This is a genomic window from Bauldia sp. (assembly GCF_965232525.1).
GTDB lineage: Bacteria > Pseudomonadota > Alphaproteobacteria > Rhizobiales > Kaistiaceae > Bauldia.
Window position 1 is genome coordinate 1,745,117 of sequence record NZ_OZ246980.1, and the last position, 26,927, is coordinate 1,772,043.

Sequence of the window (26,927 nt, forward strand, 5' to 3'; positions counted from 1 at the left end):
GGTTAACGGGTCAGGCCAAGGGCGCGGTCGATGGCCGAGCGGTCGGCGCCCTGATCGATGAACTCCTCGAAGCTCCCTTCGCTCACTCGGATGATGTGGTCGGCGATGAAGGTCGCCCCTTCGCGGGCGCCGTCTTCACTGTTCTTGATGGCGCACTCCCATTCCAGCACCGCCCAGCTGTCATAGCCGTGAACGGCGAGCTGCGAGAAGATTGCGCTGAAATCGACATCGCCGTCGCCGAGCGAACGAAAGCGGGCGGCGCGTTCCGGCCACTCCGAGTAACCGGAGTAAACGCCCTGCTTCGGTGTCGACCGCAGCTCCGCGTCCTTGACGTGAAACGCCTTGATCCGCTCGTGGTAGACGTCGATGAACCCGACATAGTCGAGGTTCTGCAGGCGGAAATGGGACGGATCGTAGTTGATGCAGCAGCGCGGATGGCCGTCGAGGTGGTCGAGGAAGCGCTCAAAGCTGGTTCCGTCGAAGATGTCCTCGCTGGGGTGAAGTTCGAAGCACACGTCGACGCCGAGTTCGTCATGAAGATCGAGGATCGGCCGCCAGCGTTTGGCGAGCTCGTCGAAGGCGGCGTCGATCAAGCCAGCCGGTCGCGGCGGCCACGGGTAGAGGAACGGCCAGGCCAGCGAGCCCGAGAAGCTGACATGGGCGTCGAGGCCAAGATTGCGGCTGGCGCGGGCGCCGAGCTTGACCTGATCGATCGCCCATGCCTGACGCGCCGCCGGATTACCGCGCACTTCCGGCGCCGCGAACGCGTCGAGCGCATCGTCATAAGCCGGGTTCACCGCCACCAGCTGCCCCTGCAGATGGGTGGCGAGTTCGGTGATCTCGACGCCGTGTTTCGCCGCGGTGCCCTTGAGCTCGTCACAGTAGGTCGTGCTCTCGGCGGCCTGCTTCAGGTCGATGAGGCGCGAGTCCCAGGCGGCGATCTGCACGCCCTTGTAGCCGAGCGACGCGGCCCAGCCGCAGATCGAATCGAAGCTGTTGAACGGCGCTTCATCGCCGACGAATTGGGCGAGGAAGATCGCCGGTCCCTTGATGGTTTTCATTGATTCGTCCTCCCCTTGGTTCAGGCTTTTGCCCACTGATCGCGCAAGAAATCGTGACCGAATTGATAGACCTCCTCCGGTGAGGCGGACAGGTCCCGCCACACCATGGTTGCCGCGGCGAGATCGGGCAGCGCTCGTCCGAAGGCTTCGATCGTGCACCAGCCGTCGTAGCCGCTTGACTTCAGCGCCTTCATAGTCGCCGCCCACGGCACGTGGCCCTTGCCCGGCGTGCCGCGATCGTTCTCGGAGAAGTGCACATGGGCGATCGACGCTACGTTCGGAGCGATCACGCCGACCGGGTCCTTCTCCTCGATGTTGGCGTGGAAGGTGTCGTAGAGAATCCCGTAGTTCGGCGCATCCACCTGCTTCACCAGATCGACCGCATCCGCCACGGTGTTGTAGACGTAGCATTCGAACCGGTTGAGCGGTTCCACAGCCAAGGTCACCCCGGCCTGCGCCGCGTAAGCCGCTGCCTGTTTGTGGGTCTCGGCAACATTCTGCCGTTCCTCGTCGGTCGGCGGCTCGCCAGTGAAGATGCCGAGCGGCTGGTGAAACGGACCGCACAGGGTTTCGCCACCGGCGGCCTGCATGCAGTCGATCGCCCACTTGATGTGGTCGAGGCCGGCCTGCCGCTTCGCCGGATCGGAGCTGGTGCAGTCGGCGTCCGCGTTGGGCATGATGCAAACTGCGGTCGCTCGCAGCCCGTTGTCCTTCAGCGCCTGACCAACGGCCCGATACTGCTCCGGCTCGCCCTCGAAGATCGGTAGCTCGACGCCGTCATATCCCGTTGCCTTGATCTTCTCGAGGATCGGGAAGTCTTCTTCGGTGACGTGGGTCGACCAGAGCAAGAGATTGAAGCCAAGAAGCATTGTTGTTTCCCCCTGATATATGGTTTGGCGTCGCTTGGTGCGCTCTCGTATAGCAAATCGCCGTGCGCGACGGGAACGAAGTCTTGATGGAAACCGCCCCGATCGGCTCAGGTTGGGGCGACCGTCGCCGATAGCGGGGCGCAGGAATCGCCCAGGACGATTGACGGCGCAAACACCCGCTGTCGCGGCGGTGGCTGATCGGTGTCGTTGGCGGTGATCCGCTCGAGCAACCACGTCGTTGCTTGCCGGCTCATGTCCTCCACTGGTTGGACGACCACCGTTACCCGTGGGCGCACCAGCCCGGACCATGGCACCTCGTCAATGCCGGCGATGGAGATGTCTTCCGGACAGCGGAACCCCAGGTCGAGCGTGGCGCGCAGCGCGCCGAACGTGATGTCGTTGTTGCAGCCGATGATCGCCGTCGGCCGATCGCGGCGGGTGAGGAGGGGCGTGGCGGCGGCATAGCTGGCATCGCTGCGATAGTCGGTCTGGATGTACAGGGTTGGATCGACCGCGATGCCGGCGTCACGCATCGCGTCCACCGCGCCCTTCATTCGCTCGTCCGCCGTCCACATGCCCTTACGACCGCTGATCACTGCGACTCGCCGGTGACCGAGACGAATGACGTACTCCGCGAGCATGCGCCCGGCCGCGCGGTTGTCGACGCCCACGAAGTCGCGACCGAGATCGGGATGCCATTGGTCGATGGTCACGACGGCCGGGAGGTCGCTCCGTTGCAGTCGGCGCAGATAGGCGTCGTCGGAGCCGGCGGCGTTGAGGATGATCCCCGCCACGCGCTGGGCACGGAGCTGCTCGATAATGTCCAGCTCGCGTTCGGCCAGTTCGTCGGTGTTGCGGATGATCACTGAGTACTGGGCTTTCTCGGCGACGGCTTCGATGGTGCGTACCATCGCCCCCCAAAAGGGGTTGGTCACGTCGCCGACCACCGCTCCGATCAACCGGCTCTTGCCGAGTCGCAGGCTGCGGGCGTGGGCGTTCGGCGCGTAGCCCACCGCTTCGACGGCTTCCCAGACCCGCCGTCGCGCGTCGGCGCTGACCGGCCCGGACTCATTAAGCGCCGCCGAGACGGTGGCGATCGACACGCCCGCGTGACGGGCGACATCGCGGATCGTTGCCATCAGGAGTGCTCACCGGAAACGTTTAGCAACGATCCCAACTTCGGTTTTCGGCGCATTCCGGCGATCGCCCGGGCGGACTCGGTTGCCGTTTCTTCTCTGACATGTTAGCAAGTCTAAACGTTTCGGGTTGTCGTGCATAGGGACGACCCGGGCGTGACCAACCCATCGAGCGGGCCAACGGACGACCCGCCACCAAAGGGAGTTGAGGGATGAGGAACGTCACAGGCAGCAGGCTCGCCCGCGCGGCGAGGGTGTCGGTGCTGGCACTGTCAGCCGTCGGAATTGTAGGATTGGGCAGCGCTGGGGCGGAAACAAAGACGCTCAAGATTTGGGCACTGAAAAACGAGGGGCTCCCTGAGTTCATTGCTCAGGCCGCCGAAGCATTCAAGGAAATTAACCCGGACGTCGAAGTCGTTTTCGAGGATTTCCCCAACGAAGCCTACAAGACCACCATTCAGGTCGCGCTGGTCGGGTCGGATGCCCCCGATATCTTCTTCAACTGGTCGGGTGACGATGCGGCGCGCCTCGTTCGCGACAATCTCGCTCTGGACATCTCCGAACTCGGCGGCCGGGACGGCGGTTTCAGAAACTACCTGTCCGACGGCTGGCAAGCCTCGTTCATGGTGGACGGCAAGAATTTCGGCATTCCGACCGACGCGGTCTCGAAGTACTTCTACTACAACACCAATTTCTTTGACGAGCACGGCCTGACCGCACCGGACGATTTTGAGGGCCTGCTCCAGCTTTGCCGCGATATCCGCGCCATCGATCCGAGTATCGTCCCGGTGCCGCTCGGCAACTCGGAACGCTGGAAGCTGAATCACTACATCACGATGTTCAACCAGCGCGTGGTTGGCGAGGAAGCCACCGCCGCCGACTATGCGCTGACCGCGCCTGAGGACGAGCTCTTCACCAACCCGAAATACATCGAGGCGTGGCAGAAGGTTCTCGACATGCAGGAGGCGGGCTGCTGGCAGGACGCGCCGAATGCCACATCACCGGAAGCGACCCGTTCGATGTTCTCGGCCGAAGTTTCGCCGATGATCTATTGCGGCACCTGGTGCGCCAGCATCTTCGATTCGGAGGGCTTCACCGACTACGCCATGTTCCGCATGCCTCCGGTCACCGGTGGTGACGGCGATCCCAACGCCAACTTCCTGGTGCCGCAGGGCTACCAAATCTGGGCGAACACCGAAAATCCCGAAGAGGCGGTCGCCTTTGCCTCATTCCTCGTCAACGACGAGCAGTCGGCCAAGTTCGCCGAGGCACGGCGCGCGATCCCGTCGAATCCGGCGCTCATCGACACCGTCGAGGGTGCGACGCCGCAGTTCACTTGGATCGTGAAGGATGTTGGTTCGTTCTCCGGCGGTATCAACGTCCTCGACGTGCTGCTCGAGAACAGCGTCTCGGAAGCCTACCTCAATGCGGGCGTCGAGATCCTGAACGGCACCAAGACGCCGGAAGAGGCGATGGACCAGATCCGCGGGGTTGCGCTTGAAGCCAAGGAGAAGCTGGGCCTGTAGCTTCTTCGCCCGAAATTTGTACCGGCCGCGTCAGATTGGACGCGGCCGGGCAATCCTCCCCCGTGATGATCACGCTGCGATGTCCACGAAATGCCTTTCGTGGTACCGTCGTTCCGCTTGGACCTCGCGCAATAACGGCTTCTGAAGGCGGATGACCGTACAGGCTCCCGAGCACACCGGCGCGATTGTCGCGCCCCGGCGAACCGTCACCCGCAAGCGGAGCACGCCGGGCCGCGCCTATGGTGTGATGCTTGCGCCGGCCCTGGCGCTGTTTCTGGTCTTCATCCTGATCCCGGTGCTCCTCACCGTTATCGGCTCGTTCTTCAACTTCGGCCTGACCTCGCCGAGTTGGAGCTTCGCCGGCTTCAACAACTACGTCCGGGCCATCAACGACCCGGTGTTCTGGCTGTCGCTGCGCAACAATCTGATCATTGTTTTCGGCTCGATTATCCTCCAGATCGGCATCGGTACGCTACTCGCTGCGATCCTCGATCGGGGGATCCGGCGCGGCTCCACGTTCTTCCGCACCATCATCTTCGCGCCGATGGTGATTTCATCGGTGGCCGTCGGCCTGATCTGGCTGATGATTCTCGATCCGAACATCGGACCTCTGAACGCGGCAGTGAAGGCCGTCGGCCTGACGCCGCCGATGCTCGGCTGGCTCGGCGATCCCGATCTCGCCATCTGGATGTTCCTGGTCGTTGCCGCCTGGCAGTACACCGGTTTCATGATGGTGCTGATCCTCGCCGGCCTGCAGGGTGTGCCGAACGAGATCTACCAGGCTGCCGCCCTCGACGGCGCCCGCGGTATCCGCGCGTTCTGGTACATCACCCTGCCGTCGCTCCGGAACATCCTGATCGTGGCCGTCCTGATCACCTCGATCGGCGCCTTCAAGGTCTTCGACCTGATCTATGTCACCACCCGCGGCGGCCCGGCCCACGCGACCGAGGTGTTCGGAACCTACATCTATCTGCAGGCCTTTAACCTCGGGAACATGGGCTACGCCAACACGATCGCGGTGTGCCTGCTGATCATCGCGATGATCCTCGGCCTGCTTCAGCTCAAATATTCGCGGCGGGCCTGACGATGGAAAAGATCCTCCGCTTCCGTGTGCTCAGCTTGGCGATGTACGGCTTCGTCATCATCTACGCGCTGTTCGTGCTGCTGCCGATGCTGTGGATGCTGTTCGCGGCCTTCAAGACCAAGCGCGAGATCTTCGTCAATCCGATGGGCATCCCGGACTCCTTGAGTTTCGAGGCCTTCGGGCGCGCCTGGGACATCGGCCTCGGCGTCTTCCTGTTCAACTCGGCGATGGTCACCGTTCTGTCGGTGCTGCTCATCGTCATCGTCAGCGGCATGGCGGCCTACGTACTCGCCCGCTCCGAATACCGCTGGATGCGGTGGATCTATCTGCTGGTTGTCGTTTGCTTCGCCGTGCCGGTCCACGGCGTGCTGGTGCCGCTGTTCCAGATGATCAGCGGGGCGGGGCTCCTCAACAGCCGCCTCGCCATCGTGCTGCCCTATGCCGCCTACGGTATCCCGTTCACTACGGTGCTGTTTTACGCCTTCTTCCTCGACTTCCCGCGCGAGCTGGAAGACGCCGCCCGGCTCGACAACTGTAACCGGGTCCAGACCTTCTTCCGGGTGATTCTGCCGCTTTCCGGTCCGGCGCTTGCCAGCGCTTCGATCTTCCAGGCGGTGTTCATCTGGAACGAGTTCCTGCTGGCCCTCCTGATGCTGACGCGTCCGGCGCTCAAGACCCTGCCGGTCGGGATCTTCGAGCTGACCAGCGAGTTTACCTCCGACTGGCCGGCGGTGATGGCGGGGCTGTCGATCGCCATCGTGCCCATCGTCCTGATCTTCTTCTTCTCCCAGAAATATTTCGTCCGCAGTCTCCAGGGGCTCGGCAAGTGAGCGCATTGTCCATGCAGAGCCTCGTCATCGATTCCGTCACCAAGCACTACGGCGCCTTCCAGGCGCTGGAGAATGTCGGGTTCACGGTGGAGCAGGGCGAATTCATCGTCATGGTCGGCCCGTCTGGTTGCGGCAAGTCCACGCTGCTACGGATCATTGCCGGGCTGGAAGCGATCACTGCCGGCCGCATCCTCATCAACGACCACGATGTCACCGACCTCGAACCGGCTGACCGGGGTGTCGCGATGGTGTTCCAGAACTACGCGCTCTATCCCCACATGACGGTCGCCCAGAACATGGGCTTCGGCCTGAAGATGCTCGGTCGGCCGCGGGCCGAAGTCGAGGCGGCGGTGGTTCGCGCGGCAGAGGTGCTGAAGATCACCGAGCATCTCGCCAAGCGGCCGAAGCAGCTCTCTGGCGGACAGAAGCAGCGGGTCGCTATCGGCCGGGCGATCACCCGCTCGCCGGACGTGTTCCTGTTCGACGAGCCGCTGTCCAACCTTGACGCCGCGCTGCGTTCCCAGATGCGCGTCGAGCTCAGCCGGCTCCATTCCGAGCTTGCCGCCACCATGATCTACGTGACCCACGATCAGACCGAGGCCATGACCATGGCGGATCGGATCGTGGTCATTAACGATGGTGTGATCGAGCAGATCGGCTCGCCGCTCGATCTCTACAACCGGCCGGGCAATTTGTTCGTCGCCGGGTTTCTCGGCTCGCCCCGGATGAACTTCTTCCCGGCGACCGTCGCCGACGGCACCGATGACTCGACCGTCGCCGTGAACCTCGCCGTTGCACCCGCGCCCTTGCGCCTCGCGGCGCCCGATGGAAACGGCACGCCGCCGTCGATCGGCACCGACATCGTCGTTGGCGTCCGCCCGGAAAGCTTCCGCGAAGAGGTGACCAACGGCGCCGTCACGGTCGACGCCACGGTCAAGGTGGTGGAGAGCCTCGGCCGCGAGACGCTGCTATATGTCGACGGCGGGCCGCTCACCACCGTCGATTCCGAGTCCCAGGACGGCTACATCGCCGTCCATCGCGCCCATCAGTCCGCGTCAAGCTATGGCGCCACCATGCGCCTCGCCATCGATCCGCGCGACGTTTTCGTCTTCGCGTCGGACGGCGCGACCCTCCGGTTCCCCGAGCGCCAGAGCACGGCGGTCTGATCGCAACCGACATTCTTATTGCAAGCACCAGAAAGGCGACCCATGCGCTATCGTCAGATTCATCTCGATTTCCATACCTCTGAATTGATCCCCGGCATCGGTAGCAAGTTCGATCCAGCCGACTTCGCCCAGACCTTTTCTGACGCGCACGTGGATTCGGTCACGCTCTTTGCCAAGTGCCATCATGGCTGGTCCTATCACCCGACCAAGGTCGGCAAGACGCACCCCCATCTCGACTTCGACCTGCTGCGCGGCCAGATCGACGCACTCCACGGCGCTGGCATCAACGCGCCGATCTACATCTCCGCCGGTTGGGATGAACTCGCCGCTCGGGAGCACCCGGGTTGGCGCGTGGTGACGCCCGAAGGTTCGCTGATGCGCCAGTGGGGCGGGCCGATGGAAGCCGGCTGGGCGTTCATGGATTTCGCCTCGCCCTATCTCGACTACCTCTGCGACCAGGTCGAGGAGGTGATGCAGATGTTCCCGGACGGGAACGGCATCTTCATCGATATCTGCGCCGCGATGATCTCGTGCAGCGCCTGGGTGCAGACCCGGATGGAGGCGCAGGGGCTCGACTGGACGGATGAAGACGATCGCGTCACCTTCACCGAGCAGATCCAGATCGAGTTCTTCGAGCGGGTCAGCGGCGCGGTGCGCAAATACGACGCGGAACGGCCGCTGTTCTTCAATTTCGGTCACATCCGCCGCGGTCGCCGCGACATCCTTAAGTACTTCACCCATCTGGAGATTGAGTCGCTGCCGACCGCCTTTTGGGGTTACGAGCATTTCCCGGTGAGCGCCCGCTACATCGAGCCACTCGATATTCCGTTCCTTGGCATGACCGGCAAGTTCCATCACCTCTGGGGCGAGATGGGTGGCTACAAGAAGCCGGAGGCGCTGCTCTACGAGTGCGGTGCGATGCTCGCCCAGGGTGCGCGGTGCTCGATCGGCGATCACCTTCATCCGACCGGGGCGATGGACAAGTCGTCCTATAAGGCGATCGGCACCGCCTATGCCCACGTCGCGGCGCGCGAGCCGTGGGCGGTGGGATCGCGCAACGTTGCCGAGATCGGCGTAATGAGCGTTGAAGCCGCTTCGGGACAGCGCATCGCCGGTCGCGCCACCAAGAGCTTCCAGGCCGACGAAGGTGTCGTTCGGCTGTTGCTGGAAAGCAAGCTCACCTTCGATGTGCTCGATCTCGAGTCCGACTTTGAGGGCTATCGCCTGATCATCCTGCCTGACGTAATCGAGGTCTCGCCCGAGCTGAAGGCGAAGATCGACGCCTACGTCGCCGGCGGAGGCCGCGTCCTGTTGACCGGCAAGAGCGGGATCGATCCGGAGCAGGGTTTTCTGTTCGATGTCGGCGCCGAGTGGCGCGGTCCCCCCGCTTTCAGCGAAGGTGACTTCCTGCTGCCGCGCGAGGGTCTTCGCGCATCGTTCGTCGACAATCCGCTGTTCATGTATGTGGTGTCGGAGCGGATCAAGGCCGAGCCGGGCGCTTCGCTCGGTGACACCTACGATCCCTATTTCGATCGCGCGCCGCGCCACTTCAGCGGCCACCGCAACACCCCCAACCAGCCCGAGCCGTCGGGCTTCGACGCGGGATCGGAAAAGGGCGGCTTCGTCTATCTGGCCCACCCGCTGTTCACCGCCTACAAGCAGACCGGTCTCGTTGCTCTGCTCGAGATCGGCGAGAAGGTCATCCGCCACGCGCTCGGTCATCCGAGCGTCATCGAAACATCGCTGCCGCGTGCCGGCCGCGCGACTTTGCGCCACCAATCGGAGGAGCGTCGCTATGTGTGCCACTTGCTCCACGCCACGCCCGCCCTGCGCGGCGAGCTGATGGGCGATCAGGTCCAGCCGATCCAGGATCTGGTGACCCTGCGCGATATCGACGTATCCGTAGCGATCGACGAACCGGCAACATCGGTGAAGATCGTCCCCGGCGGCGAGGCGCTGACCTTCCGCCAGGACGGAGACCGGGTCGTGTTTCAGGTGCCGGAGCTCACCGGCCACCAGATGGTCGAGATCGCTGTGTGACGGTCAGGCCGGCCAGGTCGCTTCGCAAGACGGCGGCGAGGGAACCGACTCGACTGTAGTGCCATGGTCCCCTCGCCGGGCGGAGAGATCAGCCCGCCAGCGAGAAGCCGTGTCGTAGATTGGTACGGGACAACTCGTCGATCGAGCGCACGCCCATCAGACGCATGTCGCGTTCGATTTCGGCGCGCATGAGGCCGAGCGCGCGTTCGACGCCAGCTTGTCCGGCGGCGGCCAAAGGGAAGAGATACGCGCGTCCGATACCGACCGCCTTCGCTCCCATCGATAGCGCTTTCAGCACATGTGTCCCGCGCTGAATGCCGCTGTCCATCAGGACCTCGATCTGATTGCCGACCGCGTCGACGATCTCACCAAGTTGATCGAACGGGGTGCGAGAGCCGTCGAGTTGGCGGCCGCCATGGTTCGACAGGATGATGCCGTTACAGCCGATCGACACGGCGCGCCTGGCGTCCTCGACGGACATCACGCCCTTGAGGCAGAACTGGCCGTCCCACTGTTGGACCATTTCGGCGGCATCGTCCCAGGTCATCGCGGGATCGAGCATTTCGGTGAAGTATCGTCCGATCGACATGGCCCCGCCGCTCATGTCCACGTGGTCTTCGAGCTGGGGCAGCCCAAAACGCTCGTGCAGCAGATAGTTGACGCCCCAAGCCGGTTTCACTGCGAACTGAGCAATGCCGCGGGCGTTCAACCTGAACGGTATCGAGAAGCCAGTGCGCAGATCGCGCTCACGGTTGCCGCCGGTGATGCTGTCGACGGTCAACATCATGACATCGACACCACAGGCCTTGGCACGCTCGAGCATAGCGCGGTTCAGTCCGCGGTCTTTATGGAAATAGAACTGATAGGCCTGCGGCGTATCGTGTGCCCTGCGAAGCTCCTCGAGGCTCACCGTACCGAGAGATGATACGCCGAACATCGTGCCGAACTTCGCCGCGGCTGCGCCGACCGCGCGTTCCCCCTCGTGGTGAAAGAGCCGTTGTAGCGCTGTCGGTGAGCAGTACACCGGCATCGCGAGGTCACGCCCGAACACCGTCACGGACATGTCGACTTCTTCGACACCCCGCAGGACGTCAGGCACCAGATCAACGTTCTCGAAGGACAGCGTGTTTTGCTTGTACGTTGTCTCATCGTCGGCAGCGCCATCGATGTAGTTGAAAATCGGCCCCGGTAGTCGGCGGCGCGCCAACTCACGGAAGTCGCGAAAGTTGTGGCAGTCCTTGAGGCGCACCGGAGGCTTCCCGTTCGATCCGACGGTTGTGACTAGCCGAGGAACGGCAGCGGATCGGAGTGGTGGGCAATGAGCTTCCACGCCCCGCCTTCCCTGCGGAACACGTTCGTTCCGCGCATCGAGACGTCGACGCTGTTGCCGTCCGGGCCGGTGTTCGTGCCCTTTGCCGTACAGTGTACGACGGAGACATCTTGGCCGATGGTGGCATGCCGCTGGACGGTTTTGATCTGGCCACCGAGTTTCAGCGCGGCCTGACGCTGCCAATCGGCGAGCACGGCCGGCCAACCGACAAGGAAAACCTTGTCCGGGCCGAGGTAGACCACGTCGTCGGCGTGGGACCAGAGCGATGTCATGGAATCGAGATCGCCGTCAAACATAGCGTTAAGTGCCGCGAAGAACGCGTCATCCGCCTTTAGGACCGCTTCCTTGTCGTCCATCTCATACCTCCGTGGTTGGGCTCCGACCCAAGTCCCATACCACCGTTTGCGGTAGAACCCTTGCGGTTGCCTGAGCGGGGATAATGTACGCTTCAGTATCATGGTGAAGCGTTGATGAAGATCGCCGAGGCACTCAAGTCCCAAGAGTATCGCCGCCTGATTGGATCGGGCCCGAATGATCACGAGTAGCACACCCCTCGGCCTGTCCGCGGAGTTGTTTTTCCCAATATAATCAAAAAGATAGGTACTTACTCCATTTCGGCCGGCTATGCCCTGCGGCTGCCAGTGGCATGCATCCTGCCTATAAACTCGTGATTCAGGGCTCTGTTGGTAAACTGGCGGATAATCGGCCGGGATGGGCCGGACGCCGTGCTATACGGCGTGGAAACGGTAGGACGGAATGGCTTTGCGCCTCGGATGGTCCGGACGCATGACAGTTGCGTTTGCGCTGGCAGCGATGCTGGTGGGCGCCGCGACGCCGTCTTTCGCCATCTGGCCGTTCACCCGGGCCAGCGATGCCGAAGAGAACGTCCCGGACCCGGTCACCTACACGCTCGAGATCAACGTTGTCGGCGGCAACCGCTCGCTCGATCGCGAACTCCGTAATGCCTCGTCGCTCTACACCCGCAGGCGCACGCCGACCTCCGGTCTGGTCGGGCTGCTAGCGCGGTCGCGTGAGGATGTCGGTGCGCTCACCGCGGTCCTCTACAACCACGCCCGCTACGCCGGCGAGGTGTTCATCACCATTGACGGCCGCCCAATCGCCGACTGGAGCCCGTTCGACGCGATCGGTGCCCAGCCGGTCAGCGTCTCCGTCGAGGTAATCGCCGGCGCTCAGTTCGTGTTCGGCACCGTCAATGCTGGCCCGCTGCCGCCTGGCCTGACACTAGAAGACCTCGATATCGCTCCCGGTGAGCTCGCCGAAGCGACGCGGATCATCGACGCCGAGGACCGCATCGTTGCCGGATGGCGCGATGCCGGTCATCCGCTTGTCGCGGTCGGCCAGAGCGATGTGGTCGCCGACCATGCGACCCGTACGCTTGATGTTGGCATCTGGGTGGAACCCGGGCCGATGGCCGATTTCGGCCGGGTCTCGGTCTCCGGGGCGGAAGGGGTCAATCCTGACTTGATCCTCGGGCGCGCGGGCATCGATCCGGGCGCGCCGTACTCGCCAAAGACCACGCGGCGCGCCGAGCAGCGCCTCCGTGACCTCGGCGTCTTCGAAAGCGTCCGGGTCATCCCGGGCGCTCAGCTCGATCCCGATGGCACGATACCGATCGAGATCGTGGTCACCGAACGCAAACGTCGGGTGATCGGCGCCGGTGTGGACTATTCCAACACCGAGGGGGCCATCGTTGGGGTCTTCTGGGCGAATCGCAACCTGTGGGGCGGCGCCGAATCGCTGCGCTTGTACGGCCAGGTTTCGCGATTGTTCGACAGCGATTTCGACGAACCCGACTTCCGCGTCGCGGGATTGTTCCGCAAACCCGGCGTATTCGATCCGATGACCGACTTCACCCTCCGCGCTGATGGGTTTCGTGAGACGACCGACGCCTACCGAGTGACCACGGTTGAGACCGAAGCCGGGCTGACGCGCGTTTTCTCCGACACCGTCAGCGGCTCGGCGCTGGTCGAGATCGAGCGCACCCGGACGGAAGACGCGATCCCCGAAGAGGACTATCTCATCGCCACGCTCACCGGCGCGATCGATTGGGATACTCGTGATAATGCGCTCGATCCGACTCGCGGCTTCAATCTGCATTTCGAGGCGGCACCGGCCTATGACTTCCTTCAGGACAAGCCGTTCGCCACCTTCCGCAAGGACTTCTCCGCCTACCGGGCGCTTGACCGCGATCGTCGTTTCATCCTGGCCGGTCGCGTGCAGACGGCGGTTCTGGCCGTCGATGACGTCCGCGATGTTGCCGCCAACCGGCGGCTCTACGCCGGCGGCGCCGGGTCGGTGCGCGGCTACAGTTACCAAAGCATTGGTCCGCGTAACAAAAAGGGCGAATTGATCGGTGGCCGCAGCAGCTTCGCCGTGTCCGGCGAGGTCCGCTATCGTATCTCGGACTCGTTCGGCGTCGTCGGTTTCGTCGATGCCGGCAACGCCTACCGCGACATGGTTCCGGAGATCGGCGACCTCGAGGTCGGGGTTGGCGGCGGCATCCGCTATCTGACCCCGGTCGGGCCGCTCCGGGTCGACGTTGCCGTTCCGGTAGATCCCGGCCCTGACGATCCCTCATTCGCGCTCTATGTCGGGCTTGGTCAGGCGTTCTGACCGAACGGGCCGAACGAAAGGATCCGGCTGAGATTATGGGCCGCGCACTCCGCTACATCGCCATCGCGATTGCCGGCATTGTCGCGCTGGTGGCGCTGGTGCTCGTCCTGCTGGCGACCCCGCCGGGCCGGTCGATGCTCGCTGGCTTTGTCGAGCGGACCGTATCGGGCGACGGCCTGACCCTGTCGATCGGCTCGCTGTCGGGCTGGCCGCCGTTCAGCTTCGGCGCCGATACGATCGTCCTCGCCGACGATCAGGGCACCTTCGCCGAGATCGACAATCTGGCGATCGATCTGAACACACCGGCACTTCTGCGCGGCCAGCTCGCGTTCGATACGATCGCGGCCGGCCGCGTCGCGGTCCATCGCGAGCCGGTGCTCGCCGGCAGCGGCAGTGGCGGGGAGGGGGGATTAATCCCGCTCGCCGCTCGCTCGCTGACAGTCACACAACTGGAGCTCGGTGCGGGCCTGGTCGGCCGTCCTGCGGCGTTTGCCGTTGATGGCGCGTTTGCGTTCGGATCGGATGGCGCAATTCAGGCGCGCCTTGATGCGTCGCGGATCGACAGCGGTGTCGGCACTGTGGCCGCGCGTGTCGCGCGGGCGTCGGGCGGGGCGTCGATGGCCGTCGACCTCAGCGTCGAGGAGGCGTCGGACGGCGTGCTCCTCGGCCTGATGGGCCGCGAAACCGGCCCGGGATACAGGCTCGTCGCCCGGTCCTCACTCACTGGCGACGGTCTCGACGGCGCCGTTTCCCTGACGTCCGACGGCGACGCCCGGTTCTCCGGCCGATTCGGATTCACCAACGTTGACAACGACTTCCGCCTCACGGTCAATGGCGAGGGGGACCTTGCCGAGCTGGTTCCGCCGGGTTTCACAGATCTCCTCGCCGGCCGCATCGAACTTACCGCCGATGTCGGCTGGAGCGGCCTCGACACCGACACCCCACAGATCAGTGTCCGTGACACCGTCGTCTCAACTGAGACGGTTCGGCTAACGGCTTCTGGCGAATACGGTTTCTCCGATTCGATAATGTCAATACGGCTCGAGGCGCGACGGCCTGACGGACGCCCGATCACGCTGCCAACGGGCGGCGATTCGATCGCCATCGATGGCCTCACCGCATCCGGCCGTGTCGCGGCGAGTGGCGAAGGGCGCCGCCTTGATCTGGTTGCCCAGGTCGCGGGGCTGGCGACTGCGGATATGTCGGTGCCCGGCATTGGGCTGTCGCTCGCCGTCGAGACCGAAACCGGCGGCCTGCTCAACGCCGACACGTTGCCGTTCGCCATCCGGATCGAGGCCGACGCCGTCGACTTGCCCGGTGGGCGACTGACGGCAACCGACACCGCGCCATTGCTGGCGACCGCCGACGGGACATTTGATCCAGCGACAGCGTCGGCCAGTCTTGATATCGACGCGTCGGCGGCGGGCGGCCAGGCGCTCTTCACCGGCGAAGGGTCGGCGGCGCAACTCACCGGCGAAGTCCAGATGCGAATCGCCGATCTTGCCGAGCTGGCGCCCATTGCTGGCCAACCTCTGTCGGGTGCGGTTTCGGCCAATGCGAACGGCACGTTCTTCGGCCCCGAAGGGATCAGCCTTTCGATCTCGGGAACGGCAACCGACCTCGATCCGGGTGCGGCAATGGCTGCGTCCTTGCTCGCTGGCGAAAGCCGTTTCGCGTTGACTTTGGCGGACAGCGAGGACGGATTGGAAGTCACCGATCTTACGATCGGCGCGCCGGCTTTCACCGTGGGTGGCGACCTCAGTCTCGGAGCCGGAACCGTCGCCGGTGCACTGTCCGGCGACGTCACCGACCTCGCCGCGCTGGCCCCGGACTCCAGCGGCGCCGCGTCCTTTTCCGCGGACGTTTCCGGCGCGCTCGCCCGGCCAACCTTTGACGTGCGGATCGGCGTGGCCGATGGCCGCTTGGCCGGTCAGCCGATCGCCGACGCCGAACTGGAAGTGAGTGGCGGGCCGGTGGACAATGGCTGGCGGGCCGACCTGGCCCTCTCCGGCGCTTATGCCGGCCGCTCGCTGAGTGGATCGGCGGAGGCAATGCTCGATTCAGACACCGGCCGGTTTGTGCTGCCGACGGTGAATCTTGCCATCGCGGAGAACAGGCTCACCGGTTCGATCGAGCAGACGCCCAACGGTTTTCTGGTCGGCTCCCTGGCGCTCGACGCGCCGGACCTGACGACGCTTGCCGCGCTGGCGCTTCTAGACGCCCGCGGATCGATGAAAGGCGACCTCCGGTTCTCCGCGAGCGATGGACGCCAAACGGCATCACTGGACTTCAACGCCGGCGACGTTGCAATCGAGACGATCGTCGTCGATACCGCGCGTGGCGACGTGCGCATCGACGATCTGTTCGGGATGCCGCAGATCGGGGGAACCATCGACGCGGCCGGCATTGCTGCAGGATCGACGCAGATTGACCGAGCCCAGGTTTCAGCCACCATTGACGACGGCACGACGCTGTTTTCCGCAACCGCCGCTGGGCCGGGCCTCGATCTATCGGGATCGGGATCGCTTTCGGCCGACGGCAACGCCCAGGTCCTGCGCCTGACGTCGCTCGACGGAGCGGTTTCCGGCGTCCGGGCGGCACTCGTCGAACCCGCCAGTATTCGGTTTGGTGATCAGGTGAGAATCGAGAGTGCCGTGTTGACGCTCGGCGGCGGGCGGGTTTCGGTCGGCGGCACGGCTTCGCCACAACTCAACCTCGCCGTCCGGCTCAATGCCGTGTCCGCGTCGGTCGTCAACACCTTCGCGCCGGACCTGCGCGCGCAGGGAACCATATCCGGCAGTGCAACGGTGACCGGTACGACCACCGACCCGACGGCGACGTGGCAGATCAACTGGACGGATTTCGGCGTCGCTCAGACAACCGGCAACGGGCTGCCGGGATTGTCGATCGCTGCGAACGGCGACGCGACCGCGAATGCCACAACACTGACCGCCCGATTGACCGGCGGCGGTCTCGCCTTGGATGTCACGGGCTCGGTGCCTTTCGACGGCCGCGATCCGAACCTGCGCGCTCAAGGCAGCGCGCCACTGGAACTCCTGGGTCTGTTCACCGACCGTGAGCTGGAGCTCGGCGGGCTCGCCCGGATCGATGTCTCGGTCGCCGGTCCGTCGGCGATCTCGGGAACGGTGAGCCTGACCGATGCCACGATCGTCGACGCAGACACCAAGTTCGGCGTCGCCGGGGTCGCAGGCGATATCCGCTTTGATGGGCAAACAGCGACGATCCCTGGACTGACCGGCCGGATGGCGCAGGGCGGCGCGATAACCGTCAGCGGTCGCATCACCGTCGATCCAACCGCCGGTCTGCCGGCGGATCTGACCATCGACGTTCGTAATGGCCGCTACTCCGACGGCACGATGATCGATGCCTCTTACACGGCCGGCCTTGCGCTCACCGGTCCGCTGATGACAACGGGCTCCATTACCGGGCAGGTCGACATCGCTCGCGCGGAGGTTCTCCTGCCCGACCATTTCGGTGGTGGCGTGGCGCTGAATGTCGAGCACATCAATGTTGAGCCGGGTTTCGTGCCGCCGATCCAGCCGACGCCACCACCCACGGCCGGCGGTCCGCAGAGCAGCGGCGGCCTGAACCTCGATATCACCGTTGCCGGTTCCAGTCGGTCGGCCATCATTGTCCGCGGTTTCGGGCTGGATGCCGAACTCGGCGGATCGCTACGGATCACGGGAACGACGGAGAACATCGTCACCGTCGGCGGCTTCGAGATGCTGCGCGGCCGCATCGAGGTGCTCGGACGCCGGTTCGACTTCACCCGAGGCAGGATGACTTTTGCTGGCGATCTGGTGCCGATCTTGGATTTCGAAGCGACGACGCGAGCGTCCGATATCACCGCCAATGTTCTGGTCACCGGACCGGCCGACGATCCGGAAATCACTTTCACGTCGACACCGGAACTACCGGAGGAGGAAATCATCTCGCACCTCCTGTTCGATCGGAACGTCGGCAGCCTGACCGCCTTTCAGGCCGCCCAGCTTGTCGACGCGATCGGTCAGTTCTCGGGCGCGTTTTCGCGTGGTGACGGGCTGTTCGCGAGGGCGCGGAAGATCACCGGCCTGGACGACATCGATATCCGCCAGAACGAGTCCGGCGGCACGACGGTGGGCATTGGCAAACGCATCAACGACAATCTGCGCCTTGGTGTCGAGCAGGACACCAGTGGTACCGGCCGGGTGACGATCGACCTCGACCTCACCCGCAATCTGAAGGCGCGGGGCGAGGCCGGCGGCGACGGATCCGGCAAGATCGGACTCACCTACGAACGCGAGTACTGAGCGTTCCAGTCGCCGGCCAATACCCACTCGACTTGCAGTCCCATACCATCTGTAACACTCTCGCGGTGATGGTTCCGCCAAGCGAATCGCACGGCGGATGAAAAGGGAACACGGTGAGGCATACCCAAAAAAAGGGGCCGAGACCGTGGCTGCCCCCGCAACTGTGAGCGGCAGGCGAGACCCATGATGCCACTGGCCAGTTCCGGCCGGGAAGGCGGGTGTCGCCCCAACCGCGAGCCAGGAGACCTGCCATCGCCGGCCGGCGCGTCATCGACGCGTCTCACATCAACTCTGCCGCACGGTGGGTGCGGGAAGGAGGTCCATATGCATATCGAACCCGGCGTCGTCGTCGGCGCCAAGATCGTTTTGAGCTACGCGACGGCCGCGGCGTCGTTTGGCCTGACCGCCAAGATGGCGGTCGACACCATACGGCTAGACGGCGGCGTTGCGGCGCTACTCGGCCGCAGCGTGGCGGCAACCGCCTTGGTTTTCTGCTTCTTCGAGATTTTCCCGCATTTCCCGGTCGGCGTATCCGAAGTCCACTTCATCCTCGGCTCGACACTTTATCTCGTCCTCGGCGCCGGACCTGCGGCGGTCGGCTTGGCAGCAGGATTGCTGTTGCAAGGCCTTCTGTTCGCGCCGGCCGATCTGCCGCAATACGCGATTAACGTGACGACCCTGATCGTCCCGCTGTGGGCGATCAGTCTTCTGGCCAGGCGCATCATTCCCGCCCACACGCCGTATGTCGACGTCTCGTACCGCCAAGTGCTGGCACTGTCGGCCACCTATCAGGGCGGCGTGGTCGCTTGGGTGGCGTTCTGGGCATTCTATGGCAGCGGGTTTGGCGCCGAGAATCTCGCTTCGGTCGGTTCGTTCGGCGTTGCTTACCTCAGCGTGATCATCCTGGAGCCGCTGGCCGATCTGGGTGTGCTGGCCGTGGCCAAGGCCACGGCGTCACGAAGCTCGAGCCCTTGGGTCTACAACCGCCTCCACCACCCGGCGACGACGTAGCAACGGGCGGCCCCGGCCCTGGCACCGGGCCGCGGCCCGTTCGTTCCTCTGCGGCCTACTTCAGACTGGCGATGATATCCGTCCTGAGTTGATCCTCCGGCGTGTCGGCTGGATCGTTGACGTAGGCTTCCCAAGTCGGTGGCGCGATTTCGAGTTTATTGGCCTCGACATAGGTCATCAGGGACTCATAGCATTTGCCCAAATCCCGATACGGACCGACGTGGGTGAAGGCGAGGGCCTTGGTTGCCGGGGTGATGTCGGCCTTGATATCGCCATCCGCTTTGGTGGCGTCGGTCGCGGAGACTGGGATGGCCGCACGGAAGGTCATCTCGTTCGGATCGTAGTTGTAGTAGACCGACATCGGTACACCGGTCGGCGCAATCCCCCTGTTCTCGAAGAAATCCATCAGGCGGCGGAAGGCACGGCCCATCGCCAAGCTGACGGCCTGCGGGTCACGGCCCGATACGCCATCCACGTAAAGATATGGCATCTCCTCTGTTTCAACGTGCTTGAATTCCATTAGGTGCGGTCTCCGTTTCTCTTTGGGACAGGATCGGCTACGAACGGGGCGGGGCGCTTTGACGAGTGTCAACCGCATGTTGGGCATGGCTGGCAATGGCATCCTGCCAGGGACCCGAGGTCTGCGCTACGGGTGGGGAGGACGTTGAATGGGTGATCGCAGAGTCGCGCTCGTTACGGGCGGACGGCGAGGTATTGGGCGCGGCATAGCCTGCGCGCTGGCGGAGGCCGGGTTCGACGTTGTCGTCAACGACATCGTCGCGGATTCCGAGGTCGATACGACGCTCGCGACGATCTCCAAACTCGGCGCGTCCGGCGTGTTTGCCGAGGCCGATATTACCGATCTCTCCACCCACGAATCGTTGATCGATGGCGTCTACGCTGCCTTCGGGCGTTTCGATTGCCTGGTCAACAATGCCGGTGTCATGGCGGTTCGCGGCGATCTGCTCGAGGGGGCACCGGAAGACTTCGACCGGGTCATGGCCATCAACCTGCGTGCGCCTTTCTTTCTGACCCAGGCGACCGGCCGCAGGATGCTCGCCGAGGACGACAAGCGCGATGGCCGTTCGATCGTCACCATCAGCTCGGTCAACGCAGTGATGGTGTCGCCGGAGAAGAACGCCTACTGCATCTCGAAGAGCGCGTTGCCAATGATGACCCAGATGTTCGCCATGCGGCTCGGCGAGCATGGCATCGCCTGCTACGAAGTCCGCCCTGGTTTCATCAAGACCGATATCAATATCGCCGTGCGCGACGTTTTCTCCGCGCGGATCGAGGCTGGTGAAACCCACATCCGCCGATGGGGAGAGACGGAAGATGTTGGCCGTGCCGTCGCCAGCCTCGCCGCCGGCGCGCTGCCCTACACGACCGGACACGCCGTCTATGTCGACGGCGGCCTCGGGCTGCATCGGCTATGACGTCCACCGTCGGCGAGACACAACGGTGATCAACAGCGTTTCGGACCTCGCCGCTGGTCTGGCGGGCCAACGGGTGGTCGTCACCGCTGGCGCCAGCGGGATCGGTCGCGCAATCGCTGCGCGGCTGCTCGCTTGCGACGCGCGGATTCTCGTCTGCGACATCGACGACGCGGCACTGTCGACGGTCCGACAGGACCTCCCTGGTGTGGTGGCCGTGAAGACCGATGTTGCCGACGACGCGGATGTCGATCGACTTTTCGAGGCGGCGGACAGCACCCTGGGCGGCCTCGATGCCCTGATTAACAACGCCGGCATCGCTGGCCCGACTGGCGGTGTCGAGGTCATCGATCCGGCGGATTGGCGCCGCTGCCTCGACGTGTGCCTGACCGGTCAGTTTCTATGCGCTCGCCGTGCGGTGCCGATGTTGCGACAGGCTGGCGGCGGATCGATTGTCAACATGTCGTCGGCGGCGGGTCGTCACGGCTATGCATTCCGAACGCCTTACAGTGCCGCCAAGTTCGGCGTGATCGGCCTGACGCAAAGCCTGGCCAAGGAACTCGGTCCGGACAACATCCGCGTCAACGCGATCCTGCCTGGTGTCGTCGAGGGGCCGCGGATGGCGGGCGTGATCCGCGATCGCGCGGCGCAGCTCCGCATCCCCGTCGCCGAAATGGAACATCAGTACCTTGCCAAGGTCTCGCTTCGTCGCATGGTCAGCCCGGATGACGTAGCGGCGATGATTGCGTTTCTCCTCTCCGACGCTGGTGCCAACATTTCCGGTCAGTCGATTGGCGTCGACGGCAACGTGGAGGCGCTGTGAATGGTCAAGGTTGCTGTCATTGGTTGTGGTCTTGTCGGTCGAGCGTGGGCGATCGCCTTTGCACGCGCCGGCCACCAGGTAGCGCTCTGGGACGGCGTCAGCGAAGCGCCGGCCAACGCCATCGCGTTCATCCGAGCCGTCCTTCCGGACCTTCAGACAAACGACCTGCTCGGCGGTCGCGAACCGGACGCGGTTATCGACGCCATCCATGTCGCCGATAGCCTTGGCGAGGCTTTGGCCGATGCGACGCATGTTCAGGAAAACGTGCCGGAGGACCTTGCCGTCAAGCAGGCAATGTTCGCCGAACTGGACGCAGCAGCGCCAGCGGACGCGGTGATCGCCAGTTCGACCTCCGCGCTGTTGCCATCGTTGTTCACGGAGGGCCTCGCCGGGCGAGCGCGGTGCCTGGTCGCCCACCCGCTCAATCCGCCCTACCTGATCCCGGCGGTGGAGGTCGTGCCCGCGCCGTGGACAGCGCCGCACGTCGTGACCCGGACCGCCGATTTTCTCGCCGCTTGTGGCCAGGCGCCGATTGTGATGAAGCGCGAACTCGACGGCTTCATCATGAACCGGCTGCAAGGCGCGCTGCTCGAGGAGGCGTTCCGGCTGGTTGCCGAGGGACATGCATCAGCCGAGGACGTCGACGTGGGCTTACGCGACGGTCTGGCGCTCCGATGGTCGTTCATGGGGCCGTTCGAAACCATCGATCTGAACGCGCCAGGCGGCGTGCGCGACTACGTGACCCGTTATCAGAGCATCTACGAGAACATCTTCGAACAGACCCGACATCGGGTCGACTGGACCGGCCCGGTGGTGGACTCGGTTGAACGCGATCGTCGAGCCCGGCTGCTCCAAGCAGATTTGACCAAGCGTCATAGGTGGCGTGACCGTCGGCTCATGGCGCTCGCCGCACACAAGCGCCGGGCGGCCAAGGACATCGGGGAATAAGGAGCGTGCGTATGGCCGTCGACGGCAAGGTCATCATCACCTGCGCGATCACCGGGGCGATCCATACCCCGACAATGTCGCCGCACCTGCCGATCACGCCGGACGAGATCACCCGCGAGGCGATTGCGGCCGCGGAGGCCGGCGCCGCGATCCTCCATCTTCACGCACGCGACCCCGAAACCGGCAAGCCCGACCAGACCCCGGAAGCCTTCGCCCGCTTTCTTCCGCGCATCAAGCAGGGCACAAACGCGGCGATCAACATCACCACCGGCGGCAGCCCGTTCATGAAGGTCGACGAGCGGGTGCGCCCGGCCGCGCAGTTCAAACCCGAGGTCGCCTCTCTCAACATGGGGTCGATGAACTTCGGTCTGTTCCATCTCGCCGACCGCTATTCGGAGTACGAATTCGACTGGGAGAAGCCGCAGCTCGAAGCGACCCGTGACCTTGTTTTCCGTAATACATTCAATGATATCGAGTACATTCTTGAGACCTGCTACGACAACGGCACCCGTTTTGAGTTCGAGTGCTACGACATCTCTCATCTCTACAATCTCAACCACTTCGTCGAGCGTGGACTGGTGAAGCCGCCATACTTCATCCAGTCAGTGTTCGGCCTGCTCGGCGGCATCGGTCCGCATCCGGAAGACGTAGCGCACATGAAGCGGACCGCCGATCGCCTATTCGGCGATGACTATCAGTGGTCGGTGCTCGGCGCCGGCTCTTCGCAACTGCGGATCGCCGCTCAGGCCGCCGCGTTGGGCGGCAACGTTCGTGTCGGACTGGAGGACAGTCTGTGGGCCGGCAAAGGCAACCTCGCCACCACCAACGCCGAGCAGGTGACGCTTGCCCGCAAGATCATCGAAGGCCTCGGCATGCAGGTCGCCACGCCGGACGAGGCGCGGGCCATCCTGTCGCTGAAGGGCGGCGATAAGGTCGCGTTTTAGGTACTCGTGTCATCTTCAGCTCGTGAGCGGTGAAGTGATGAACAATGCGCGGGTCGCGCTCTATTTCACGCCGCCACCGGATCATCCGCTCGTTGTCGCGGCTGCGGCGTGGCTCGGTCGCGACGCTTTCGGACGGCGTGCGTTGCCGCGCGGTTCCGTCGATGGTCTTGGCGATGGGGAGGTCGATGACCTTACCGCGGCGCCGCGCCGCTATGGTTTTCATGCGACGCTGAAGCCGCCGTTCCGGTTCGCCGCTGGCGAAAGTCCTGACAGCCTGCACCGGGCGCTGACGGCGTTTGCCGTCCCACGTCCGGCGATCACGATCCCCGCGCTCGCGTTGTCGCGGATTGGGCCGTTCTTTGCGCTGACGCCAGCGGACGATAGTGCTGAGGTGGATGCCTTGGCCGCTGACGTCGTCAGGGTGTTCGAGCCGTTCCGGGCGGCGATGACGTCCGAGGAGATCGCGCGTCGTCGGCCAGAGCGCCTCTCCGCGCGTCAACGGACATATCTTGAGACGTGGGGCTACCCGTACGTCTTCGACGAATTCCGGTTCCACATGACATTGACCGGACCGGTGCCTGTAGAGCACCGGGACCTTCTCCATGCGGCACTCGGGCAGCGTTTCGCCGCCTTCCTCGGTCAGCCACTCGCAATCGACGCGTTGGCCCTTTTCGTCGAGCCACACCCGCCGGGCGATTTTGTCGTCGACGCGCGATATGCCCTTACGCCGGGCGCCGCAGGATAATCGGCTACTGGTGAAGCCGGGCGCCGGTTTCCCCGTCGAACAGGTGGATGAGCGACGGGTCGGCGGTCAGGTGAAGCGTTTCGCCGGGGTTGACCCGCACGCGCTCCCGGAACACGCCGACAAGGTCGTGACCACCGAGCTTCATGAACACCTGGGTTTCCGAGCCGGTTGGTTCGACCACCTGGACCTGCGCCGGGAAACCGTCGTCGGCGAGCACCAGATGCTCCGGACGCACGCCGAACGTGGTAGCCCGGCTGCTCATAGCCTCCGGCAGAGACGGTGCCGGCAGTTCGATACCCTCTTCGGCGACGAAGATGGGTTTGCCGTCGGTGCCCATGTGGCCCTCGATGATGTTCATCGCCGGTGAACCGATGAAGCCGGCGACAAATAGGTTGGCCGGGCGATCGTAGAGATCGAGCGGCGACCCGATCTGCTCGACCACGCCATCGCGCAGAACCACAATCTTGTCGGCCATGGTCATGGCTTCGATCTGGTCATGGGTGACGTAGATGGTCGTTGTCTTGAGGCGTTGGTGGAGTTCCTTGATCTCCGTCCGCATTTGGACGCGCAGCTTGGCGTCGAGATTGGACAGCGGTTCGTCGAACAGGAACACCTGCGGATCCCGCACGATGGCCCGTCCCATCGCCACGCGCTGGCGCTGGCCACCGGACAATTGCTTGGGCAGGCGATCAAGCAATTCTTCAAGGCCGAGAATCGACGCCGCCTGGTGGACCTTCTGATCGATGACGTCCTTGCTTTCGCGCCGTAGCTTCAGCGAAAAGCCCATGTTCTTGGCGACCGTCATATGCGGGTAGAGCGCATAATTCTGGAACACCATCGCGATGTCGCGATCTTTGGGGCGCAGGTCGTTGACCACTCGGCTACCGATGCCGATCTCACCGCCCGTGATCTCTTCGAGCCCGGCGATCATCCTGAGCAAGGTCGACTTGCCACAGCCCGACGGGCCAACGAGGACAACGAACTCGCCGTCACCGATTTCGACGTTCACACCGTGGATAACTTCCACGGAGCCATACGACTTATAGACGTCGCGGACCGAGACTCCGGCCATGTTCGCTCTCTCCCTTCGCCCGGTCGCTGCCCGGGTCTCCCGGCGTGTACCGCCCAATGCCAGACACTTGGCACGCCAATTGTCGCCTAAACATATGATATCGCCCAGTTGTGGCGGTCAGGCAAGAGGCATCGCCGGTCAATCGTATGATAAGTGATTAATGACGAGCGGTCGAAACGGACCGATTCGGCCTTGCGGCGAGCGCGCGCGACAACTGGAAACACCATCGCTGGTGGGCGCTTCTGCTACTATCACCCCAGCATGGAAACAGGGGATCTCGACTTATGATTCGCGTATCGGTTTTGGTCTTTGCCCTCGCGACGGGCGTCGGCGGCGCGCACGCCCTCGAACCCAACGAACAGCGGGGGTTCACCTTCGTCGACACCAACTGCTCCATGTGCCATGCCGTCGGCCGCTTCGGCGACAGCCCGCTGGGAATTGCGCCGCCTTTCCGCACCCTGCATGAGCGCTACCCGGTCGAAACGTTGCAGGAAGCATTGGCAGAGGGGATCATCACCGGTCACCCGTCGATGCCGGTCTTCGTCCTGGAGGTCGATCAGGTCGACGATGTTATCGCCTACCTGAAGACGCTCGAATAGACAGCGCAGTCAAATGAGCGAAGGCGCCGGCGCTGAGGGGTCGCTCGATCTGGATACGCGCCTCGGCTGGCCGCGCGACCTGTTGTGGCTGTTCGATCGGTATCCCCGGGCCGTCTGGCCGAGCCATGCCAACCTCGGCGAGATGACGCGCTTCTGGCTGTCGGTGCACGAGCAGTTTCGCCAGCTTGGAATGGCGTTGACCAAAGCCAATGCGGACTTGCGCGAAGGCACCTTGTCCCCGGCCGACTATCGCCTCTGGTATCCACGGCGGCTGAACCGGTTCCTCGGTGGTCTCGAAAGCCACCACACCATCGAGGACGTTCAGTTCTTTCCATTGCTGGGCGGAATAGAAACGCGACTTCGCCGCGGTTTCGATGTTCTCGAGGGAGACCATGGGGCGATCCATGGCGCGATGACGACGGCGTTCGAGTCAGCGGAAGTGTTGCTGCGCGCGGCGGAGACCGACGATGCCGCGTTGAGTCGATTTGCCGAGGGCCATGCCACCGACGGAGATCGCTTGCTGCGTCTTCTCGACCGTCATCTTGAAGACGAAGAGGATTTGATCGTTCCGATCATCCTCGATCGCGGCGAGCAGGCGATGGGGTTCGGTTGAGACTGGCCGTTCGCGGTAACCACACCCATATGACGGACCACTCTTGATTGCACCTGCGAGGAGGCTATGGCCGCATTCATCTCTTTCGTTTCGGCGAACACGACAGGCAAGGGTAAGGGGGTTGGACCGCAAACGGGCCCGATCGAAGACACCAGCCCTTTCGAGTTCGAGGTCCCGTCCGGCAAGTACGTTCAGGAATATCGCGGCCTGTTCACCTACCCCATCGAAGGCATGCCGGAGGGAAGAGTGGAGCAGGTCGTCATCGACAAGAATGGGGCGCCGCAACAGTTCTGGAACGCCGGCGGCGACGACTACGACGCGGCAAAGATCGCCGATATCCTCGTCAGCGGAAACGACAAGCAACTGGTCAAGTATCTGTTTCGGTCCGACGACGAGTTGGTCGGATCGCGATTTGACGACCGGCTCGCGGGCTGGAAGGGCAAAGACCGCATCGACGGGGACCGAGGCAACGACAAGCTCTGGGGCGGCAACGGCGCGGACACATTCCGCTTCAACGAGACCTACGACAAGGACACGATCAAGGACTTTCAGCGCAACAAGGACACCATCGCGCTCGACAGCAACCTCGCCAAGAACTTCAAGCAGGTGAAGAAAGCAGCCGAAAAGTACGACAAGGGCGTCATCCTCGATTTCGGTTCGGACAAACTGAAGATCGAGGGGCTGAAAAAGAATCAGCTCGACACCGTCGACTTCGACTTCGTTTGAGGGTCGGCAACGGTGAAACACTGAGCA

At 63.8% G+C, this 26,927-nt stretch carries 23 protein-coding genes and 1 riboswitch; of the genes, 16 read left to right on the forward strand and 7 right to left on the reverse strand.

The features are described from left to right. Positions 1 to 2: 2 nt before the first annotated feature. The 3 genes from ACO076_RS08235 to ACO076_RS08245 all read right to left on the reverse strand — a co-directional run bounded on the left by ACO076_RS08235 (position 3) and on the right by ACO076_RS08245 (position 3,069). Positions 3 to 1,061 carry a sugar phosphate isomerase/epimerase family protein gene (locus ACO076_RS08235; RefSeq protein WP_421726240.1) on the reverse strand — a complete coding sequence of 353 codons (1,059 nt, stop codon included), beginning with the start codon at positions 1,059 to 1,061 and terminating at the stop codon, positions 3 to 5. Between the two features lie 20 nt (positions 1,062 to 1,081). Then, positions 1,082 to 1,930 (reverse strand): sugar phosphate isomerase/epimerase family protein, encoded by an 849-nt coding sequence (locus ACO076_RS08240; protein WP_421726241.1) that lies wholly within the window; start codon positions 1,928 to 1,930, stop codon positions 1,082 to 1,084. Between the two features lie 107 nt (positions 1,931 to 2,037). Further along, entirely contained in the window at positions 2,038 to 3,069 is a 1,032-nt protein-coding gene (locus ACO076_RS08245) for a LacI family DNA-binding transcriptional regulator (protein ID WP_421726242.1), read from the reverse strand. 209 nt (positions 3,070 to 3,278) lie between these two features. Here ACO076_RS08245 and ACO076_RS08250 point away from each other — a divergent pair, with 209 nt between their 5' ends. The 5 genes from ACO076_RS08250 (at position 3,279) to ACO076_RS08270 (ending at position 9,712) form a co-directional block, all read left to right on the forward strand. Next, positions 3,279 to 4,592 carry an ABC transporter substrate-binding protein gene (locus ACO076_RS08250; protein ID WP_421726243.1) on the forward strand — a complete coding sequence of 438 codons (1,314 nt, stop codon included), beginning with the start codon at positions 3,279 to 3,281 and terminating at the stop codon, positions 4,590 to 4,592. Between the two features lie 151 nt (positions 4,593 to 4,743). After that, positions 4,744 to 5,676, forward strand: a complete 933-nt coding sequence (locus ACO076_RS08255; protein WP_421726244.1) for a carbohydrate ABC transporter permease — start codon at positions 4,744 to 4,746, stop codon at positions 5,674 to 5,676. 2 nt (positions 5,677 to 5,678) lie between these two features. Then, on the forward strand, positions 5,679 to 6,506 hold the full coding sequence (locus ACO076_RS08260) for a carbohydrate ABC transporter permease (RefSeq protein WP_421726245.1): 828 nt from the start codon (positions 5,679 to 5,681) through the stop codon (positions 6,504 to 6,506). A gap of 11 nt (positions 6,507 to 6,517) precedes the next feature. Continuing rightward, on the forward strand, positions 6,518 to 7,672 hold the full coding sequence (locus ACO076_RS08265; RefSeq protein ID WP_421726246.1) for an ABC transporter ATP-binding protein: 1,155 nt from the start codon (positions 6,518 to 6,520) through the stop codon (positions 7,670 to 7,672). Positions 7,673 to 7,714: 42 nt separating this feature from the next. Beyond that, a complete protein-coding gene (locus ACO076_RS08270; RefSeq protein ID WP_421726247.1) occupies positions 7,715 to 9,712 on the forward strand; it encodes a beta-galactosidase trimerization domain-containing protein in 1,998 nt (665 codons plus the stop codon). Between the two features lie 88 nt (positions 9,713 to 9,800). Here ACO076_RS08270 and ACO076_RS08275 read toward each other — a convergent pair whose 3' ends face one another. Next, positions 9,801 to 10,961 carry an alpha-hydroxy acid oxidase gene (locus tag ACO076_RS08275; protein ID WP_421726248.1) on the reverse strand — a complete coding sequence of 387 codons (1,161 nt, stop codon included), beginning with the start codon at positions 10,959 to 10,961 and terminating at the stop codon, positions 9,801 to 9,803. A gap of 32 nt (positions 10,962 to 10,993) precedes the next feature. Continuing rightward, complete coding sequence (locus tag ACO076_RS08280; RefSeq protein WP_421726249.1) at positions 10,994 to 11,398, reverse strand: YybH family protein; 405 nt, start codon at positions 11,396 to 11,398, stop codon at positions 10,994 to 10,996. 430 nt (positions 11,399 to 11,828) lie between these two features. Here ACO076_RS08280 and ACO076_RS08285 point away from each other — a divergent pair, with 430 nt between their 5' ends. The 3 genes from ACO076_RS08285 (at position 11,829) to ACO076_RS08295 (ending at position 18,997) form a co-directional block, all read left to right on the forward strand. After that, positions 11,829 to 13,676 carry an autotransporter assembly complex protein TamA gene (locus ACO076_RS08285; RefSeq protein ID WP_421726250.1) on the forward strand — a complete coding sequence of 616 codons (1,848 nt, stop codon included), beginning with the start codon at positions 11,829 to 11,831 and terminating at the stop codon, positions 13,674 to 13,676. A 35-nt stretch (positions 13,677 to 13,711) separates the two neighbouring features. Then, a complete protein-coding gene (locus ACO076_RS08290) occupies positions 13,712 to 17,986 on the forward strand; it encodes a translocation/assembly module TamB domain-containing protein (protein WP_421726251.1) in 4,275 nt (1,424 codons plus the stop codon). A 52-nt stretch (positions 17,987 to 18,038) separates the two neighbouring features. Beyond that, positions 18,039 to 18,254: riboswitch (cobalamin riboswitch) on the forward strand. A gap of 56 nt (positions 18,255 to 18,310) precedes the next feature. Further along, a complete protein-coding gene (locus ACO076_RS08295; RefSeq protein WP_421726252.1) occupies positions 18,311 to 18,997 on the forward strand; it encodes an energy-coupling factor ABC transporter permease in 687 nt (228 codons plus the stop codon). A 55-nt stretch (positions 18,998 to 19,052) separates the two neighbouring features. Here ACO076_RS08295 and ACO076_RS08300 read toward each other — a convergent pair whose 3' ends face one another. Then, the gene (locus ACO076_RS08300) at positions 19,053 to 19,517 is read right to left on the reverse strand and encodes a GyrI-like domain-containing protein (protein ID WP_421726253.1); all 465 of its coding nucleotides are present in this window, start codon (positions 19,515 to 19,517) and stop codon (positions 19,053 to 19,055) included. Between the two features lie 148 nt (positions 19,518 to 19,665). Between ACO076_RS08300 and ACO076_RS08305 the strand changes: the two genes are divergently transcribed. From ACO076_RS08305 to ACO076_RS08325, 5 genes are read left to right on the forward strand one after another with little or no spacing between them, the layout of a single operon-like run. Then, positions 19,666 to 20,433, forward strand: a complete 768-nt coding sequence (locus ACO076_RS08305; RefSeq protein ID WP_421726254.1) for a 3-ketoacyl-ACP reductase — start codon at positions 19,666 to 19,668, stop codon at positions 20,431 to 20,433. Further along, positions 20,399 to 21,253, forward strand: coding sequence for an SDR family oxidoreductase (locus ACO076_RS08310; RefSeq protein ID WP_421726255.1), 855 nt, complete (start codon positions 20,399 to 20,401; stop codon positions 21,251 to 21,253). The genes ACO076_RS08305 and ACO076_RS08310 overlap by 35 nt, the downstream gene beginning before the upstream one ends. Then, the gene (locus ACO076_RS08315; protein WP_421726256.1) at positions 21,254 to 22,201 is read left to right on the forward strand and encodes a 3-hydroxyacyl-CoA dehydrogenase; all 948 of its coding nucleotides are present in this window, start codon (positions 21,254 to 21,256) and stop codon (positions 22,199 to 22,201) included. An 11-nt stretch (positions 22,202 to 22,212) separates the two neighbouring features. Beyond that, on the forward strand, positions 22,213 to 23,145 hold the full coding sequence (locus tag ACO076_RS08320; protein ID WP_421726257.1) for a 3-keto-5-aminohexanoate cleavage protein: 933 nt from the start codon (positions 22,213 to 22,215) through the stop codon (positions 23,143 to 23,145). A 37-nt stretch (positions 23,146 to 23,182) separates the two neighbouring features. Beyond that, on the forward strand, positions 23,183 to 23,890 hold the full coding sequence (locus ACO076_RS08325; RefSeq protein ID WP_421726258.1) for a DUF1045 domain-containing protein: 708 nt from the start codon (positions 23,183 to 23,185) through the stop codon (positions 23,888 to 23,890). A gap of 4 nt (positions 23,891 to 23,894) precedes the next feature. On the opposite strand, the gene ACO076_RS08330 is transcribed toward ACO076_RS08325, so the two are convergent. Further along, positions 23,895 to 24,962, reverse strand: coding sequence for an ABC transporter ATP-binding protein (locus ACO076_RS08330; protein WP_421726259.1), 1,068 nt, complete (start codon positions 24,960 to 24,962; stop codon positions 23,895 to 23,897). Between the two features lie 284 nt (positions 24,963 to 25,246). Between ACO076_RS08330 and ACO076_RS08335 the strand changes: the two genes are divergently transcribed. The 3 genes from ACO076_RS08335 to ACO076_RS08345 all read left to right on the forward strand — a co-directional run bounded on the left by ACO076_RS08335 (position 25,247) and on the right by ACO076_RS08345 (position 26,900). Continuing rightward, positions 25,247 to 25,561, forward strand: a complete 315-nt coding sequence (locus tag ACO076_RS08335; RefSeq protein WP_421726260.1) for a c-type cytochrome — start codon at positions 25,247 to 25,249, stop codon at positions 25,559 to 25,561. 13 nt (positions 25,562 to 25,574) lie between these two features. After that, positions 25,575 to 26,174: a hemerythrin domain-containing protein gene (locus tag ACO076_RS08340; RefSeq protein WP_421726261.1), complete on the forward strand. Its 600-nt coding sequence runs from the start codon at positions 25,575 to 25,577 to the stop codon at positions 26,172 to 26,174. Positions 26,175 to 26,240: 66 nt separating this feature from the next. Continuing rightward, a complete protein-coding gene (locus ACO076_RS08345) occupies positions 26,241 to 26,900 on the forward strand; it encodes a hypothetical protein (RefSeq protein WP_421726262.1) in 660 nt (219 codons plus the stop codon). Positions 26,901 to 26,927 lie beyond the last annotated feature (27 nt).

What these genes read in the sequence shown, in the direction of transcription:
- ACO076_RS08310 (WP_421726255.1), top strand. Translation starts at nt 20,399, where the DNA reads ATGTCGACGGCGGCCTCGGGCTGCATCGGCTATGACGTCCACCGTCGG.
- ACO076_RS08240 (WP_421726241.1), bottom strand. Translation starts at nt 1,930, where the DNA reads ATGCTTCTTGGCTTCAATCTCTTGCTCTGGTCGACCCACGTCACCGAA.
- ACO076_RS08330 (WP_421726259.1), bottom strand. Translation starts at nt 24,962, where the DNA reads ATGGCCGGAGTCTCGGTCCGCGACGTCTATAAGTCGTATGGCTCCGTG.
- ACO076_RS08340 (WP_421726261.1), top strand. Translation starts at nt 25,575, where the DNA reads ATGAGCGAAGGCGCCGGCGCTGAGGGGTCGCTCGATCTGGATACGCGC.
- ACO076_RS08345 (WP_421726262.1), top strand. Translation starts at nt 26,241, where the DNA reads ATGGCCGCATTCATCTCTTTCGTTTCGGCGAACACGACAGGCAAGGGT.
- ACO076_RS08335 (WP_421726260.1), top strand. Translation starts at nt 25,247, where the DNA reads ATGATTCGCGTATCGGTTTTGGTCTTTGCCCTCGCGACGGGCGTCGGC.
- ACO076_RS08260 (WP_421726245.1), top strand. Translation starts at nt 5,679, where the DNA reads ATGGAAAAGATCCTCCGCTTCCGTGTGCTCAGCTTGGCGATGTACGGC.
- ACO076_RS08320 (WP_421726257.1), top strand. Translation starts at nt 22,213, where the DNA reads ATGGCCGTCGACGGCAAGGTCATCATCACCTGCGCGATCACCGGGGCG.
- ACO076_RS08235 (WP_421726240.1), bottom strand. Translation starts at nt 1,061, where the DNA reads ATGAAAACCATCAAGGGACCGGCGATCTTCCTCGCCCAATTCGTCGGC.
- ACO076_RS08285 (WP_421726250.1), top strand. Translation starts at nt 11,829, where the DNA reads ATGACAGTTGCGTTTGCGCTGGCAGCGATGCTGGTGGGCGCCGCGACG.
- ACO076_RS08300 (WP_421726253.1), bottom strand. Translation starts at nt 19,517, where the DNA reads ATGGAATTCAAGCACGTTGAAACAGAGGAGATGCCATATCTTTACGTG.
- ACO076_RS08245 (WP_421726242.1), bottom strand. Translation starts at nt 3,069, where the DNA reads ATGGCAACGATCCGCGATGTCGCCCGTCACGCGGGCGTGTCGATCGCC.
- ACO076_RS08250 (WP_421726243.1), top strand. Translation starts at nt 3,279, where the DNA reads ATGAGGAACGTCACAGGCAGCAGGCTCGCCCGCGCGGCGAGGGTGTCG.
- ACO076_RS08290 (WP_421726251.1), top strand. Translation starts at nt 13,712, where the DNA reads ATGGGCCGCGCACTCCGCTACATCGCCATCGCGATTGCCGGCATTGTC.
- ACO076_RS08305 (WP_421726254.1), top strand. Translation starts at nt 19,666, where the DNA reads ATGGGTGATCGCAGAGTCGCGCTCGTTACGGGCGGACGGCGAGGTATT.
- ACO076_RS08315 (WP_421726256.1), top strand. Translation starts at nt 21,254, where the DNA reads ATGGTCAAGGTTGCTGTCATTGGTTGTGGTCTTGTCGGTCGAGCGTGG.
- ACO076_RS08325 (WP_421726258.1), top strand. Translation starts at nt 23,183, where the DNA reads ATGAACAATGCGCGGGTCGCGCTCTATTTCACGCCGCCACCGGATCAT.
- ACO076_RS08295 (WP_421726252.1), top strand. Translation starts at nt 18,311, where the DNA reads ATGCATATCGAACCCGGCGTCGTCGTCGGCGCCAAGATCGTTTTGAGC.
- ACO076_RS08270 (WP_421726247.1), top strand. Translation starts at nt 7,715, where the DNA reads ATGCGCTATCGTCAGATTCATCTCGATTTCCATACCTCTGAATTGATC.
- ACO076_RS08265 (WP_421726246.1), top strand. Translation starts at nt 6,518, where the DNA reads ATGCAGAGCCTCGTCATCGATTCCGTCACCAAGCACTACGGCGCCTTC.
- ACO076_RS08255 (WP_421726244.1), top strand. Translation starts at nt 4,744, where the DNA reads ATGACCGTACAGGCTCCCGAGCACACCGGCGCGATTGTCGCGCCCCGG.
- ACO076_RS08280 (WP_421726249.1), bottom strand. Translation starts at nt 11,398, where the DNA reads ATGGACGACAAGGAAGCGGTCCTAAAGGCGGATGACGCGTTCTTCGCG.